This window comes from Caulobacter sp. NIBR2454, assembly GCF_027474405.1.
Classification (GTDB): domain Bacteria; phylum Pseudomonadota; class Alphaproteobacteria; order Caulobacterales; family Caulobacteraceae; genus Caulobacter.
Genome location: NZ_CP114871.1, coordinates 458,570 through 473,525, shown reverse-complemented (window position 1 = coordinate 473,525; position 14,956 = coordinate 458,570). Strand labels below are relative to the sequence as shown.

12 protein-coding genes and 1 tRNA gene are annotated in these 14,956 nt (G+C 66.0%); 6 read left to right on the top strand and 7 right to left on the bottom strand.

Going from position 1 to position 14,956, the window contains the following annotated elements:
- Positions 1-136 precede the first annotated feature (136 nt).
- Positions 137-844, top strand: a complete 708-nt coding sequence (locus O5K31_RS02205) for a toll/interleukin-1 receptor domain-containing protein (RefSeq protein ID WP_269715499.1) — start codon at positions 137-139, stop codon at positions 842-844.
- A gap of 29 nt (positions 845-873) precedes the next feature.
- Here the strand turns inward: O5K31_RS02205 and O5K31_RS02200 are convergent, their stop codons facing one another.
- The 6 genes from O5K31_RS02200 to O5K31_RS02175 all read right to left on the bottom strand — a co-directional run bounded on the left by O5K31_RS02200 (position 874) and on the right by O5K31_RS02175 (position 6,542).
- The gene (locus O5K31_RS02200) at positions 874-1,800 is read right to left on the bottom strand and encodes a phosphoribosylaminoimidazolesuccinocarboxamide synthase (RefSeq protein WP_269715498.1); all 927 of its coding nucleotides are present in this window, start codon (positions 1,798-1,800) and stop codon (positions 874-876) included.
- Between the two features lie 430 nt (positions 1,801-2,230).
- Positions 2,231-2,674, bottom strand: coding sequence for a cupin domain-containing protein (locus O5K31_RS02195; RefSeq protein ID WP_269715497.1), 444 nt, complete (start codon positions 2,672-2,674; stop codon positions 2,231-2,233).
- Complete coding sequence (locus O5K31_RS02190) at positions 2,671-4,047, bottom strand: Gfo/Idh/MocA family protein (RefSeq protein ID WP_269715496.1); 1,377 nt, start codon at positions 4,045-4,047, stop codon at positions 2,671-2,673. Before O5K31_RS02190 ends, O5K31_RS02195 begins: the two co-directional genes overlap by 4 nt.
- Positions 4,048-4,076: 29 nt before the next feature.
- Positions 4,077-5,213, bottom strand: a complete 1,137-nt coding sequence (locus O5K31_RS02185) for a Gfo/Idh/MocA family protein (protein WP_269715495.1) — start codon at positions 5,211-5,213, stop codon at positions 4,077-4,079.
- Positions 5,214-5,436: 223 nt separating this feature from the next.
- Positions 5,437-5,513: transfer RNA gene (locus O5K31_RS02180), tRNA-Arg, on the bottom strand.
- A 66-nt stretch (positions 5,514-5,579) separates the two neighbouring features.
- Complete coding sequence (locus tag O5K31_RS02175) at positions 5,580-6,542, bottom strand: ABC transporter ATP-binding protein (protein WP_269715494.1); 963 nt, start codon at positions 6,540-6,542, stop codon at positions 5,580-5,582.
- 170 nt (positions 6,543-6,712) lie between these two features.
- On the opposite strand from O5K31_RS02175, the gene O5K31_RS02170 reads away from it, so the two are divergent.
- From O5K31_RS02170 to O5K31_RS02150, 5 genes are all read left to right on the top strand, one after another.
- Positions 6,713-6,997 (top strand): zinc-finger domain-containing protein, encoded by a 285-nt coding sequence (locus tag O5K31_RS02170; RefSeq protein WP_442867746.1) that lies wholly within the window; start codon positions 6,713-6,715, stop codon positions 6,995-6,997.
- 122 nt (positions 6,998-7,119) lie between these two features.
- Complete coding sequence (locus tag O5K31_RS02165; protein WP_269715493.1) at positions 7,120-8,463, top strand: alginate export family protein; 1,344 nt, start codon at positions 7,120-7,122, stop codon at positions 8,461-8,463.
- Positions 8,464-8,554: 91 nt separating this feature from the next.
- The gene (gene polA, locus O5K31_RS02160) at positions 8,555-11,398 is read left to right on the top strand and encodes a DNA polymerase I (protein WP_269715492.1); all 2,844 of its coding nucleotides are present in this window, start codon (positions 8,555-8,557) and stop codon (positions 11,396-11,398) included.
- Entirely contained in the window at positions 11,398-12,285 is an 888-nt protein-coding gene (locus tag O5K31_RS02155) for an aldose 1-epimerase family protein (protein ID WP_269715491.1), read from the top strand. Before polA ends, O5K31_RS02155 begins: the two co-directional genes overlap by 1 nt.
- 285 nt (positions 12,286-12,570) lie before the next feature.
- Positions 12,571-14,493, top strand: coding sequence for a methyl-accepting chemotaxis protein (locus O5K31_RS02150; protein WP_269715490.1), 1,923 nt, complete (start codon positions 12,571-12,573; stop codon positions 14,491-14,493).
- Positions 14,494-14,503: 10 nt separating this feature from the next.
- Here the strand turns inward: O5K31_RS02150 and O5K31_RS02145 are convergent, their stop codons facing one another.
- A complete protein-coding gene (locus O5K31_RS02145; protein WP_269715489.1) occupies positions 14,504-14,956 on the bottom strand; it encodes a response regulator transcription factor in 453 nt (150 codons plus the stop codon).

Genomic DNA, 14,956 nt, shown 5'->3' with positions numbered 1-14,956 from the left:
TAGAGGCTAAGCGCCGACCGCCCTCGCCCTTCGCTCGCGGGACTTGTCCAATTTTTCCTACCCCGTCATTCACTCTGGACGTCACCGCCAAGCTTCTGCTCAACTTGCAGTGATAAAATCATGTACCGGGTTGGAAATGGCGAAAAAGACCCCTGACGAAATGTTTCTCATGCGCTTGGAGAAGATGTGCGCCCACTCACCTTCGGGCCGCGTAAGTAGCAACGCGCTGGAAGCGGCTTTGGGCTGGACGCGGGAGAACGCGTTTTCGAATGCGCGCAAACGGCTAATTATGCGAGGCTTGGTACGCGCGCTACCGGGCGGAGCTGGGGGCCTCTTGGAATGCATAAAAGCGCCCGCCCCAGAGCCGGTAGCGCCGAGCGCACTTAAGGCCTTCGTATCTTACTGCCACGCCGACAAGGATTTGAAGACCAATCTTCTAAAGCATCTGGAGCCGTTGAGGCGAAGCGGCCTGATCGATCACTGGCATGACGGCGATATTGTTGTCGGCAGTGAGTGGGAACATGAGATTTGGTCAAATTTCGAGTCCGCAGATATTATTCTGCTGCTGATCACGATCGACTTTATCAACTCCGAATACTGCTACAAAAAAGAACTCGCAGCGGCGGTTGAGCGGCATAAGGCTAAGCAGGCTAGAGTAATACCGGTCATAGGGATGAACTGCCTTTGGGAAGGCCTTGAGTTTAGCAACCTTCATGCGACGTTAGGTGGAAAGGCGATCGCAAGTCAGCCTAACCAAGATGACGCCCTGACCCAAGTAGCGCGCGAGATTAAGAAGGCAGCGGAAGAGCTTCGTCTCGAACGTGGCTCGGCCAATGCAGCTTAGGCTGTAGTCGGAAAGTCGCGAGACCAGCCCTACCCAAACCGCCCCGTATCCAGCGCCTCGCCCGTAACCCGCTCGAACGCCTCCAGGTATCGCGCGCTCATCGCCGCGATCACGCTTTCCGGCAGGGCCGGCGCGGGGGCCTCGCCGTTCCAGCGGCCGGCCTTGCGCTCGATGTCCAGCCAGTCGCGCAGGGGCTGCTTGTCGAAGCTGGGCTGCGGGCCGCCCGGGGCATAGACGTCCGCCGGCCAGAAGCGCGAGCTGTCGGGGGTGGCCACCTCGTCGATCAGGATGATGCGCCCGTCGGGGGTCTTGCCGAACTCGAACTTGGTGTCGGCGATGATCACCCCGCGCGTGGCGGCCACGTCCCGCACCCGGCCATAGACGGCGCGGGACAGCCGCTCCAGCCGCGCCGTCTCGTCGGCGCCGAGGGCGGCGGCCATCTGGGCGATGGTGACGTTCTCGTCGTGGCCGGTCTCGGCCTTGGTGGCGGGGCTGAAGATCGGCGGGTCGAGGCGGTCGCTCTCGACCAGGCCGGCGGGCAGGGCCTCGCCCGCCAGGGTGCCCTGGGCCGCATACTCCTTCCACGCCGAGCCGGAGATGTAGCCGCGCACCACGCATTCGAACGGCACGACCTTGGTGCGCTTGCACAGCATGGCGCGGCCGTTGATCTGGTCGCGCTGGGCGGCGAGCGCGGGGACGGCGGCGATGATCTCGTCCGCGTCGGCGCTGATCAGGTGATGGTCGACCACGTCCTTAAGCTGGCGAAACCACCAGGCGCTGATCTGGGTCAGGACCACGCCCTTGAACGGCACGGGTTCGGCCATGACCACGTCAAAGGCGCTGACCCGGTCCGAGGCGACCAGCAACAGCCGGTCGGCGTCCACCGCATAGACGTCCCGCACCTTGCCCCGCGCGATCAGCGGCAGGTTCAGTTCGCTGTGGGTCATGGCGGTCATGGCGGGCTCCCGGGATGATGCGGGGGCTATAGCGGCCCTCCCCCTCCCCGTCATCCTCGCCCTTGTGGCGAGGACCCAGAAACGGCTGAGGTTCCAGGTCCGCGCAGGCGGCGTCGCCTCGCCCCCGCGGCCGACGCGGAGTCTCTGGGCCCTAGGCACAAGGCCTAGGGTGACGACGTTGGGGGCGTTGTTGCGTGCTTCGAGACGCGGCTGCGCCGCTCCTCAGCATGACGGCTTCAGTGGCGCCAAAGCACGTCATCCTGAGGAGCGGGCTGAAAGTCCGCGTCTCGAAGGACGCACGGCCTGTAAACCCCGATTCCCCAGGCCTTGTGTCTGGGGTCCCTCGTTCAGCGGGCAGAGCGCGGACAGGCGGCGGGCGCCGAGCCGGCGGACACAGGGACCCTAGGCACAAGGCCTAGGGAGGCGGGCTCTATTGGCCCTTCCCCACCTTCCAGTTGATCACGTGATAGACCGCCCGCCCGTCGCCGACGTTCCTCAACGCATGGGGCGAGTTCGAGGCGTTGAACACCACCCCGCCCGGGCCGACCCGCTTCCACTCGCCCCCGTTCAGCACCTCCACCGTCCCCTCGCGGATGATCACCAGTTCCTCGTTGGGATGGGTGTGCGGCGGGTGCGAATTGGTCCCGGGGTTCAGGGTGGTGACGTGCATCTCCAGCTCGTCCAGGGTCGCGGTCGGCTGGCGCACGAGCTGGGCGTAGGCGCCCACGTCGGTGGGGCCGTGCTTCATGGCCTCCCAGGTGAAGACGGCGGGGCCGAGGATGGCGGGTTTGGGCGCCTGGGCCACGGCGACCGCGGCCAGGCTGAGCCCGGCCGCGATGACGGCGACGGCGATGTCGCGTTTGGTCAGCATCATGCGGCCTCCGAGAAACTGTGACCCTTGCGCTGCGGCCGGCTGAGCAGGGCGTTGGCTTCGTCGTCGCCGATGAAGCGCTCGGCGACCGGGTCCCATTTCAGCCGCCGCCCGGTCTTCATGGCCGCGTGGTGCAGCAGGCAGGTGGAGCAGGCGCGATGCCCCGTCTCCGCCGGCGCCACGGGGGCCTTGCGGGTGCGGATGGAGTCCAGCCAGTTTCCGTGCTGCTCCTCGCTGCGATAGAGGCGCACCTCGCCCGGACCAATGACGCTGGTCAGGATTTTCGGGTCGCTGGCGGTGAGCCCTTTGACCGCGCCCGCCGCCGGATCGCTGGCGGTCACGCCGCCGTCGCGGGTGACGAAGATCCAGCCCTTGGTTCCGATGAACTTCACCCCGTTGGGGAAGTCGCCGCTGATGTCCATGGTCACGCCGTTGGCGTAGCGGGCGTGGGTCAGGAACTTGCCATGCACGTTCCAAAGGCCGCTGGTCGGAAACTCGGCCGAGCCCCAGATCTCCACCGGGCCGGAATGCTCCATGTCCATGCCCCAGTGGGCGGTGTCCACATGGTGGGCGCCCCAGCCGGTGATCATGCCGGCCCCGAACTGCTCGCAACGCAGCCAGCCCGGCCGGTCGAAGGAGGCCTGCGGATGCACCCGCATCTCGGTGTAATAGGCCTCCGGCGTCGAGCCGAGCCAGGCGTCGTAATCCAGGTTCGGCGGCACCGGCATCGGCGGCGCCTCGGGTCCCGCCGGATCGCCGGGCAGGCCGATCTCCACATGCTTCAGCTCGCCGATGCGGCCGTTGCGGACCAGCTCGCAGGCGCGGTGGAATTGTGGCCAGGGATTGAGCGAGCGCTGCTGCGAGCCGATCTGCAGGATGCGGCCAGACGCCTTGACCGCATCGGCCATGAAGCGGCCCTCGGCGATGGTCAGGGCGGCGGGTTTCTGCAGATAGACGTCCTTGCCGGCCCGCACCGCGTGGACGGCGGGGATAGCGTGCTGGTGGTCGGGCGTGGCGATGATGACCGCGTCGATGTCCTTGGACGCCAGCAGCTCGCGATAGTCGCCATAGCCGACCGCGCCGTCCCAGGGTCGGCCCAGCTTCTTGGAATAGGTTTCGTTGATCAGCGCCTTGCCGGCCTCGACCCGCTTGGAGTCCACGTCGCAGACCGCCAGGATCTGGGCGTGGTCGTATTTCCAGGTCTCGGGCATGTCGTGGACGCGGGCGATCCGCCCCGCTCCGATCACCCCGACATTGATGCGGTTGGAAGGCGCGTTCTGGCCGAACACCGTGGACGGCACGATGGCCGGAAAGCCCATCGCCGCGACGCCCAGGCCCTGTAGCAGGCGTCTTCTTTGTATCCGTTTTCCGGTCATCGAATTCTCCTGTTTCGGGGAAGGCCGTTTCAGGCCGCGATGGGCGGCGTGGCGCGCTTCTGAGCGGTGAGGACAAGTTCGGCGGCCAGCAGGGATTGCTCCTGGTCCTGTGCGACGGATGTGCGCTCGACGATGTCGGTGACGAACTGTGGCCCGAACGGCAGGGCGACCTTGCTGCAATCGATGTAGCGCGCGCGTTTCTGGTCCACGATCAGCAGGTGGTTACCGCCCGGCCGGCCGATCGGATCGATGTATTTGCGCAGCTCGATGTAGCCCTCGGTCCCGAGGATGAACAGCCGCCCGTCACCCCAGACTCCCAGGCCGTCCGGCGTGAACCAGTCCACGCGGATATAGCCCGTGCCCCCGTTCCCGGTGACGGTCATATCCCCGAAATCCTCGAACCCCGCCCGCTCCGGATGCGCCAGATTCCCTGTCTGGGCGGCGATCACCGAGGCTCGGTTCGATCCGGTGTAGTAGAGGAACTGGTCGGCCTGGTGAGACCCGATGTCGGTCAGTATCCCCCCATAGCGGCGCTTGTCCCAGAACCAGTCGGGCCGGCCTGTCCCCACGCGATGGGGCGCCAAGTTCACGGTCTGGATCACCTTGCCGATGGCCCCGGCCATGACCAGCTCGCCGGCCTTGACCGCCGAGGGGACCTCCAGCCGCTCGGAGTACATGATCGCGTACTTGCGACCGGTCTCCTTCACCGCCGCGCGCACCTGGGCCAGCTGCTCCAGGGTGACGATGCCCGGCTTGTCCGCCAGATAGTCCTTGCCCGCCGCCATAACCCTCAGACCCAGCGGCGCCCGCAAATCGGGGATCGGGGCGGCGACCACCAGCTGGATGGACTCATCTTCGATGATATCCGCCTCATTACGAGCCAGCGGCACATCCCCGAACTGCTTGCGGAAGTCGGCGATCTGCTTGGGATCGGCCGCGTAGAACTTGACCAGTTGTCCCCCGCCTCGCTGCACGGCGGCGGTCATACCGAAGATGTGGTTGTGATCGCAGCCAATCACCGCAAAGCGGATGGAATGCTTGGGCTTGGCGTTCGGGTCTATGCCCGGCTCGGCCACCTCAAGCACGGGGGATAGAGGCTTGGGTGTCGGCGGCTGGGCGATGGCGGCCCCCGCCAGCGAGGCGAGACCCGCGGTCCCGGCGGCCATCAACAGCCCACGTCGGCTCGTGTCTTCCATCCCAGATTATCCCCTTCCCTATGCCGCCCGGCTCATTGGACTGACCAATGGCTATTTTATGGACTGACAACTCATCAGACCACCAAACGGCGACAAGGGAAATAGCCAATTGTCAGCGCGAGACTTGAGGCCGGCGCGACATCACCGCGACGCGCAGCGCGCGACGGGATTTCAGGCTTCGATTTCAGGGAAGTGGCGCACCCGACACGATTCGAACGTGTGACCTTTGCCTTCGGAGGGCAACGCTCTATCCAGCTGAGCTACGGGTGCGTTCCGGGAGGCGGGTTCTAGCTGAAAGCGCGAGGCCGCGCAAACGCCTTGCCCCGCCAGGGGCGCCTAGTCCTTGACCGGATCGGCGGCCGTGGCCGAGCCATAGGTCAGGGAGACGAAGACGTCCTCCAGGTCGGGGTCCTCGGTGGCGATGTCCTTGATGTGCAGGCCGGCCGCGCGGACGGCGGCGAGAACCTGCTCCACGCTGGACTGGCCGGTCTTGTAGCTGACGGCGAAGGCGCCGCCGGCGCGGATCTTGGTGTCGAAGCCCGGCAGGACCGGCGCCACCGTCACCGGTTCCTCGGGCGTGACCACCACATTGCGGATATCCAGGCGGCGAAGCAGGGTCGAGGTCGGCTCACAGGCCACCACTTCGCCGCGGTTGACGATGGCGATCTGGTCGCAGAGTTCCTGAGCCTCTTCCAGATAGTGGGTGGTCAGAACGACAGTCACGCCCTGCTGGTTCAGGCCCACCACATACTGCCAGAGCTGGCGGCGTAGTTCGACGTCCACGCCGGCGGTCGGCTCGTCCAGCACGAGCACCGGCGGATGGTGGACCATGGCCTTGGCCACCATCAGGCGTCGCTTCATACCGCCGGACAGCTGACGCACATAGGCGTTGGCCTTGTCGAACAGGCCCAGGGCGGCCAGCAGCTCGTCGGTGCGGCGCTCGCTTTTGGGCACGCCGTAGAGGCCCGACTGCACGTTGAGGGATTCCCTGGGCGTGAAGAAGACATCGGCCGCCAACTCCTGCGGCACGACCCCGATCGCGGCGCGAGCGTCGCGCGGATGGGTGTCGATATCGCGGCCCCAGATCTTGACCGAGCCGCTGGTCTTGCGGGTCAGGCCGGCCAGGATGTTGATGAAGGTGGACTTGCCCGCCCCGTTCGGGCCGAGCAGGCCGAAGATCGAGCCGCGCGGAATCTTCAGGTCGATGCCGTTGAGGGCGCGCTTCTCGGGCGTGGTCTTGGTGGCCGCGTAGGTCTTGAAGAGGCCCTGGGCCTCAATGGCGTAGTCGGGAAGGTCCATGAAGCCTACGGCGGTCTGGAGAGATAAGGATTATGCGGCGTCGAGGCGAATTGACGCCCCGGCGGCCTGTCGCATAGGTATGGCCCGTCGGCCCTGTCGCCAAGGCCGCTCAGACAATTCGCCCGCCAAACTTCACTTTAGGGAGTCGGGCCGCACAGAAAGCTTAGATCATGGCGCGCAAGGCCAAGCCGATCCCCGACACCGCCGCCACGATGTCCGCTCCCGACGTGGGTGTCGGGCCCGCGCCGGAGACGGTGACCGTGCGCTCGCACCGCATCGCCTGCGACGGCGTCGGCGGCGCCCTGGGCCACCCGCGCGTATGGCTGGAGATGGGCGCGGCTGGCTATATCGACTGCCCCTACTGCGACCGACGATTCGTCCTGGCCCACGGCTCCGAGGGTCATGAGGACGAACGCCTCGCTCCGGGCGTCTACGAAGGCGCCGGCGGCCACTAGGCCCGCGTCAATTCGCCTCAAAGTCAAACGCGTCCGGCTCAGGGGGCGTTAGGAACCGTCCGCGTAAAACCTCCAGACAAGCTTCGCCTTTGCGGCGCGGCCAGGTTTTGGGGGGACCTGACATGACGAATTTCACGCGCTTGACGTTGACCGCGGCCAGCCTGGCCTTTGCGCTGACCAGCGCCGCCGAAGCTGAAGACGCCGCCGAATGGAAATTCTCCGGATCGTTCCGGACGCGGTACGAGGTGCTCGACGACCAGGTCCGGCCGAACTTCAATTCCAACGAAAACCTGATCAGCATCCGCACCACCCTGGCGGTGGAGCGGCGACAGGGTCCGCTGACCCTGGCCGCGGAGATGTATGACAGCCGCGTCACCAGCGCGAACCGCCGCTCGCCCATCAGCACGAACGAGGTCAACACCGCCGAGCTGGTGCAGGCCTATGCGGCGCTGAAGCTGGACGGTGAGGCGCTGGGGCCCGTCACGCTGCAAGCGGGGCGGTTCATGCTCAACATCGGCTCACGCCGCCTGGTCGCGGCCGACGACTATCGCAACACCACCAACGGCTATACCGGCCTGCGCATCGACATGGCGCCGGCCGGCGTGAAGACCACCCTGATCTATGTGATGCCCCAGGTTCGCCGGCCCGGCGACATCGACTCCCTGCTGGACAATCGCCAGTATCCGGACACGGAGAACGACGATCTGGTCGTCTGGGGCGGGCTAGTCGCGCGGCCGCGAACGATCGGCAAGGCCGCGCTGGAGGCGGAGTTCTTCCACTTCGAGGAACATGACGCACCGGGAGCCCCCACCCGTGACCGCGATCTCGACACCTTCGGCCTTAGGGTGATCCTGGATCCCGCCGTCGCGGCCTGGGACTACGAGATCGAAGCCATTGGCCAGACCGGCGCCGTCAGCCGGGGCTCCGCAGTCAACGATCCTACGCTCGACGTTCGCGCCGGCTTCGTGCATGCCGACGTGGGCTACACGCGCGCAGGCGGCTGGAAGCCGCGCCTGTCGGCGGAGTTCGACTACGCCAGCGGCGACAAGCCCGGTGGACGATACGGCCGTTTCGACACCCTGCTGGGCATGCGTCGCGCCGATTTCGGGCCGTCGGGCATCTACGCCGCCATCGGCCGCGCCAACATCATCACGCCTGGCGTGCGGCTCGAGGTGACCCCCAGCAAGCGGCTGGACGCTTTCGCCTCCTACCGCGCCATGTGGCTAGCTTCGGACACTGACAGCTTCTCCACCACCAGCGTGCGTGACGCCGCCGGCGGCTCGGGCGACTTCGCCGGCCATCAGCTCGAAGGCCGCGTCCGCTACTGGGCGATCAAGGACCGCCTGCGCCTAGAGGCGAACGGATTGCTGCTGGCCAAGGGCCGCTTCCTGCAGGACGCGCCCAACGCCCCGCAGAATGGCGATACCAGCGCCTATCTGGCGATCAGCGCGATCACGCAGTTCTAGTCCTTGTCGGCGGCGGGGTCGTTGTCGGGTAAAGGCCGGACAGTCCGACTTCGGGGCTGACCCGGAGGCCGGGCGCGCCTATCTTCCGGGAATGACCGACACGCTTGAGCCCGCCGCCGCCGTTCCTGATCGTCCGCTGACCCAGGACGGCCCCGCCATCCGCCTGTTCCTGGTGGACGGCTCGGCCTTCATCTTCCGCGCCTACCACGCCTTGCCGCCCCTGACCCGCAAGCGCGACGGCATGCCGATCGGCGCGGTGTCGGGCTTCTGCAACATGCTGTTCAAGCTGATGCGGGACATGCAGGGCGACGCCCCCACCCACCTGGCGGTGATCTTCGACCATTCGGAAAAGACGTTCCGCAACGACCTGTATGACAAGTACAAGGCCCACCGCCCGCCGCCGCCGGAGGATCTGGTCCCGCAGTTCGCGATGGTGCGCGAGGCGACGCGCGCCTTCGGCGTGCCTTGCATCGAGCTGGCCGGCTACGAGGCCGACGACCTGATCGCCGCCTATTCATGCGCCGCCCGCGACAGCGGCGGCGAGGCGATCATCGTCTCGTCCGACAAGGACCTGATGCAGCTCGTCGGTGATTCGGTGTCGATGTTCGATCCGATGAAGAACGTCCGCATCGGCCGCGAGCAGGTGATCGAGAAGTTCGGCGTCCCGCCTGAGCGGGTCGTGGACGTCCAAGCCCTCTGCGGCGACAGCGTCGACAACGTGCCTGGCGCGCCCGGCATCGGTATCAAGACCGCCAGCGCCCTGATCACCGAATATGGCGACCTCGACACGCTTCTGGCTCGCGCCGGCGAGATCAAGCAGCAGAAGCGCCGCGAGACCCTGATCGAGTTCGCCGACCAGATCCGGCTGTCGCGCGCCCTGGTGAAACTGGATTGTGACACGCCCCTTCCCGAGCCGCTGGACGATCTGGTTCTGCGCGAGCCGGACAAGGAGGTGCTGGGCGCCTTCCTGGAGGACATGGGCTTCAAGACCCTGGGCCAGCGCATAGGCCGCGCCAGCGCCGGCGGCGCTCTGCCTTCAGTTGCGACGGCCGCGAGCGCGCCCACGGAGGCCGCGCCAGAATCGGCCATCGATCACGACAACTATGTCTGCATCCGCGACGTCAAGACCCTGGACGCATGGGTCGCCAAGTCGCGGGCGGCGGGCATCGTCGCCTTTGACACGGAGACCGACGCCCTGTCGTCGGCCACAGCCGGCCTGTGCGGCGTATCCCTGGCCATTGCGCCGGGCGAGGCGGCCTACATCCCGGTCGGCCACTGCGAGAAGGATGGCTTGGCCCTCGAGGCCGCCGCCGACCTGGAGCAGATTCCGCTGCAGGATGTGATCGACCGGCTCAAGCCGCTGCTGGAAGACCCGGCTGTCCTGAAGATCGCCCAGAACGCCAAGTACGACATCGCCGTCTTGGCGCGGCACGGCATCAACGTGTCCCCGACCGAGGACACCATGTTGATCTCGTACGTGCTTGAAGCCGGCCTGCACGGTCATGGGATGGACGAGCTGTCGCGCCTGCACCTGGGTCACAGCCCGATCCCGTTCAAACAGGTGGCCGGCACGGGCAAGGGCGAGATCAGCTTCAAGCACGTGGAGCTGAAGTCGGCCACGCGCTACGCGGCCGAGGACGCCGACGTCACCCTGCGCCTATACAATCGCCTGCGTCCGCGCCTGGCGCGCGAAGGGCTGCTGACGGTCTACGAGACCTTGGAGCGCGGCCTGCCGCCGGTCCTGGCCCAGATGGAGAACCACGGGATCAAGGTCGATCCCGAGGCCCTGCGCAAATTATCCAACGACTTCTCCATGCGCATGGCCGAGTTCGAGGCCAAGGCGCAGGCCATGGTCGGCCGCCCGTTCAACCTGGGCAGTCCCAAGCAGATCGGCGACGTGCTGTTTGGCGAGATGCAGCTGACCGGGGGCAAGAAGACCGCCACCGGCCAGTGGTCCACCGACAGCGACGTGCTGGAAAGCCTGGCCGCCGAGGGCCATGAACTGCCGCGCGTCCTGCTGGACTGGCGTCAGCTGTCGAAGCTGAAGGGCACCTATACCGACAACCTGATCGCCGCCATCGCACCCAGCACCGGCCGGGTACATACCTCGTTCGCCCTGGCCTCGACCTCGACCGGGCGACTGTCCTCGTCCGATCCGAACTTGCAGAACATCCCGGTCCGCACCGAGGAAGGCCGCAAGATCCGCAAGGCCTTCATCGCCGAGCCGGGCCACGTGCTGATCAGCGCCGACTACAGCCAGATCGAACTGCGCCTGCTGGCCCACATCGGCGACATCCCGCAGTTGAAGCGCGCGTTCGCCGACGGCCTGGACATCCACGCCTCCACCGCGTCGGAGATGTTCGGCGTGCCGATCGAAGGCATGGACCCGATGATCCGTCGCCAGGCCAAGGCCATCAATTTCGGCATCGTCTACGGCATCAGCGCTTTCGGCCTGGCCAACCAGCTGGGCATCCCGCAAAGCGAGGCGGGGGCCTACATCAAGACCTACTTCGAGCGCTTCCCCGGCATCGGGGCCTACATGGACCGCACCAAGGCGATGGTGCGCGAGCAGGGCTTCGTGACCACGATCTTCGGGCGCAAGGTCAACATCCCCGAGATCGGCGGCAAGTCCGTCGCTCAGCGCCAGTTCGCCGAACGAGCCGCGATCAACGCCCCGATCCAGGGCGCCGCCGCCGATGTCATCCGCCGCGCCATGATCCGCATGCCCGCCGCCCTGGCCGAGGCTGGCCTGAAAGCCCGCATGCTGCTGCAAGTCCACGATGAACTTGTCTTCGAAGCGCCCGAAGCCGAGGCCGAGCGCACCTGTGAAGTGGTCAAGGCGGTGATGGAGCGAGCGGCGGAGCCTGCCGTTTCACTGACCGTGCCCCTCGTGGTGGAGGCTCGCGCCGCACTGAACTGGGATGAAGCGCACTGATGAGCGAGACCTGGCTGCGCATCGTCGGCGAAGGCCTGTCCGCCGAGATCAATCCAATGGGCGCGGAGTTGTCGCGCCTGACGGACGCCGAGGGGTTGGAGCTGCTGTGGGATGGCGATCCGGCATGGTGGACGGGCCGCGCGCCGTTGCTGTTCCCCGTCGTCGGCGGCCTGAACGGCGGTCGCTATCGCCTGGGTGACCAGACCTATCCAATGGCCAAGCATGGCTTCGCACGCACCAAGCTGTTCAACGTGATTGAGCAGTCGGCCGACCGCGTGGTCCTGCGGCTGGAAGCGGATGAGCAGACCCGCGCCGTCTATCCGTTCGAGTTCCGGCTGGACGTGGCGTTCGCCATGGAGGGCGGACGGCTGATCAATACGGCGACGATATCCAACCTGGGCGATGGCGAGATGCCCGCCTGCTTTGGCTTCCATCCCGCCTTCCGCTGGCCGCTTCCCTATGGCGGCGACAAGCTCGATCACCGGCTTCATTTTGATGAGCCGCAACCGCAGCCGATCCGCCGAGTTGGCGACGACGGTCTGGTGCGGCCTGAACACCTGCCCACCCCAGTCGAAGGGCGGGACATGGCCCTGCGCGAGGACCTGTTCGTCAATGACGCGGTGATCTTCGATCAACTGGCCAGCCGCAACCTTGTCTATGGCGCGGTCGGTCGCCCTGGCCTCAAGGTCAGCTTTCCCGACAGCCCGCACCTCGGTGTGTGGACCAAGCCGGGGGCCGACTACATCTGCATCGAGCCTTGGAGCGGCTTCGCCGACGCCCAGAACTACGACGGCGACATCCTAGGCAAGCCGGGCGTTTTCCTTGTGCAGCAAGGGATAGCGAAGAGCTTTCGCCTTGAGATTGCATTGATCGAGGAAGATATTTGAGTCCTGATGGGCGCGCAAAAAGCCATCAACCCCAAGGTTCTCCAAGCAAATATAGTATCACTCAAATGCAGAACCTGACGCTAGCGTCATATAAGCGGATGGATAGCAATCACTTTCATACAATGACTGACACGCGACAATCCGACGCGTATCGAAATCCTGCATATTAAGACTCGTTAAACAAGATCGGGCGCATTCATGCTCCAGACTTGGGGCGACCGGCTGCGCGAAATTGCGTGCCGTAGATGCGGAAACCCCTTGCCGGAACAGGCTTAGGGGGCCTTCATGAAGTTCAACGATCTGCGCATTCCCGCCAAGCTGATGGTGATCTTCAGCGTCATGATCGGTGTGATCGCCGCCATGGGCGTCGCTATCTTCATCAGCAATGAGCGATTGGACGCCTCCATCCGACGGACCGAACAGGCCCATACGGTGATCAGCGCCATTCAGGGGGCGCGCTATCGTTTGTCGCGGCAGGAGAATTCGCTGCGTGGTTTGCTGTTGTCGGGAGACGATTACTATCGTCAGCGCCTCGTCGAAGCGCATCGCCCCGCCTATGAGGCCCATGTCGCCGACCTGGCCAAGCTCTTCGCGGGCGACGCCGAGGGAGAGGCGCGCGTCGCCCGCCTTAAAGCTAACTTCCAGACCTGGACCGACGGCGCCATCAATCCAGCTATTCAGTTGGCCGCCGATCCCCTCACTCGTCCCCAGGGGGCGGCCATGGTCTCCAACGACGGCGTGGCCGACAAACTTATCGCTCCCGTCGAAGACACCGCCGATGAGATTCAGGCCGTCGCCGAAGCCTCTATGAAGGCCGAAGCCGCGCAGCAGGCGTCGATCGCATTCTGGACCAAGATGGTGGTGCTCGGCGGCGTCGCTCTGGTCGCAATGACCGCCATCGCAGCAGGGCTGCTGCTACGTCGCTCCATCGCTGTCCCGGTGACGGCCATGACCGGCGCCATGCGCCGCCTCGCCTCGGGCGACAACGCGGTGGACGTCCCTGCCGTGGGCCGCACCGACGAGGTCGGCGAGATGGCCGCCGCCGTCCAGACGTTCAAGGACAACGCCATGGCCAAAATCCGCCTGCAGGCGGAGGCCGAGGCCGCGCGTCTCGAGGCCGAGCGCCTCGAAAGCGCGGCGGAAGAAGAGCGCCGCAAGACCGAGGCGATCCAGAACATGGTGGTCGACACCCTGGCCGACTGCCTGTCTCGCCTGGCCGACGGCGACCTGACCTGGCGCATCGACGCCGAATTCGCCGGCCGCTACGCCAAGCTCAAGGAAGACTTCAACGGCGCCATGAGCAAGCTGCAGGAGACCATGGCGGTGATCGCCGGCGCATCCAGCGGCGTCAGCTTCAGCTCCGACGAAATCGCCAGCGCTTCGGACCAGCTGTCGCGCCGCACCGAACAACAGGCCGCATCGCTGGAAGAAACCGCCGCCGCCCTCGACCAGATCACCGCCACGGTCAAGAAGACGGCCAGCGGCGCCAAGGAAGCGACCGTCCTGGTCACCTCGGCCCGCGATGGCGCCGAACGTTCAGGCCAGGTAGTCCGCCAGGCGGTCACCGCCATGGGCCAGATCGAGAGCTCCTCGCGCGAAATCGGCAACATCATCGGCGTGATCGACGAGATCGCTTTCCAGACCAACCTGCTGGCGCTGAACGCCGGCGTCGAAGCCGCGCGTGCAGGTGACGCCGGCAAGGGCTTCGCGGTCGTCGCCTCCGAAGTGCGGGCCCTGGCCCAGCGCTCCGCCGAAGCGGCCAAGGAGATCAAGGCCCTGATCAACGCCTCCACCCAGCAGGTGGGATCGGGCGTGGATCTGGTCGGCCAGACCGGGCACGCCCTGGAACAGATCGTCGCCCAAGTGGCCGAGATCGACGCCCTGGTCGCCGACATCGCCGCTTCCGCGCAGGAGCAGTCCACCGGGCTTGGCGAAGTGAACGTCGCGGTCAACCAGATGGACAGCGTCGTCCAGCAGAACGCCGCCATGGTCGAGGAAGCCACCGCCGCCACCCACGCCCTCAAAGGCGAGTCCTCGGAGCTGGCCCGCATGGTCGCCCGCTTCAAGGTCGGCGAAATCGCGACCGCGCAGGCGGACCGTACGCCCAAGCGCACTTCGGTCACAGCCGCGCAGCGGCCCGGCGCGCGCACCGTGACCGCCATGAAGCCGACCACCCAGGCGGTGGCGGACGAGTGGGAGGAATTCTAGGGCGCAAGCCCTAGATGATGATCGGGTCCGAAGAGACGTCCCGGGGCGATACGCCGGCCTGGGACGCTTTCGGCGACTGATGCGCCTGGATCAGCTTGCGCACGCGCGCGATCAGGTCCTGGGCGATGAACGGCTTGGTGATGTAGCCGTTGGCGCGCAGCTGCCCTGCCCGCTCCACATCCGCCTTGGTGTTCTGGGCGGTCATCATAAGAACCGGAACGGTCTTGGTCTTGGGGTCGTAGCGAAGCTCGCGCAGTACGGCGAACCCATCCATCAACGGCATAGATATATCCAGCAGCACCAGGTCCGGCGGCGACCGCTTGATGCGGTTCAGGCCCGTCTGGCCGTTCTGCAGCCAGTCGACCTCGAAGCCCGCCGCCCGAAGGCGAACCTGGACCCATTCGGCGATCAGGGCGTCGTCCTCGACCAGAACGATCTGCGGCGTCTTTGATTTCTCGCCCAT

What these genes read in the sequence shown, in the direction of transcription:
- O5K31_RS02205 (WP_269715499.1), top strand. Translation starts at nt 137, where the DNA reads ATGGCGAAAAAGACCCCTGACGAAATGTTTCTCATGCGCTTGGAGAAG.
- O5K31_RS02200 (WP_269715498.1), bottom strand. Translation starts at nt 1,800, where the DNA reads ATGACCGCCATGACCCACAGCGAACTGAACCTGCCGCTGATCGCGCGG.
- O5K31_RS02195 (WP_269715497.1), bottom strand. Translation starts at nt 2,674, where the DNA reads ATGATGCTGACCAAACGCGACATCGCCGTCGCCGTCATCGCGGCCGGG.
- O5K31_RS02190 (WP_269715496.1), bottom strand. Translation starts at nt 4,047, where the DNA reads ATGACCGGAAAACGGATACAAAGAAGACGCCTGCTACAGGGCCTGGGC.
- O5K31_RS02185 (WP_269715495.1), bottom strand. Translation starts at nt 5,213, where the DNA reads ATGGCCGCCGGGACCGCGGGTCTCGCCTCGCTGGCGGGGGCCGCCATC.
- O5K31_RS02175 (WP_269715494.1), bottom strand. Translation starts at nt 6,542, where the DNA reads ATGGACCTTCCCGACTACGCCATTGAGGCCCAGGGCCTCTTCAAGACC.
- O5K31_RS02170 (WP_442867746.1), top strand. Translation starts at nt 6,713, where the DNA reads ATGGCGCGCAAGGCCAAGCCGATCCCCGACACCGCCGCCACGATGTCC.
- O5K31_RS02165 (WP_269715493.1), top strand. Translation starts at nt 7,120, where the DNA reads ATGACGAATTTCACGCGCTTGACGTTGACCGCGGCCAGCCTGGCCTTT.
- polA (WP_269715492.1), top strand. Translation starts at nt 8,555, where the DNA reads ATGACCGACACGCTTGAGCCCGCCGCCGCCGTTCCTGATCGTCCGCTG.
- O5K31_RS02155 (WP_269715491.1), top strand. Translation starts at nt 11,398, where the DNA reads ATGAGCGAGACCTGGCTGCGCATCGTCGGCGAAGGCCTGTCCGCCGAG.
- O5K31_RS02150 (WP_269715490.1), top strand. Translation starts at nt 12,571, where the DNA reads ATGAAGTTCAACGATCTGCGCATTCCCGCCAAGCTGATGGTGATCTTC.
- O5K31_RS02145 (WP_269715489.1), bottom strand. Translation starts at nt 14,956, where the DNA reads ATGGGCGAGAAATCAAAGACGCCGCAGATCGTTCTGGTCGAGGACGAC.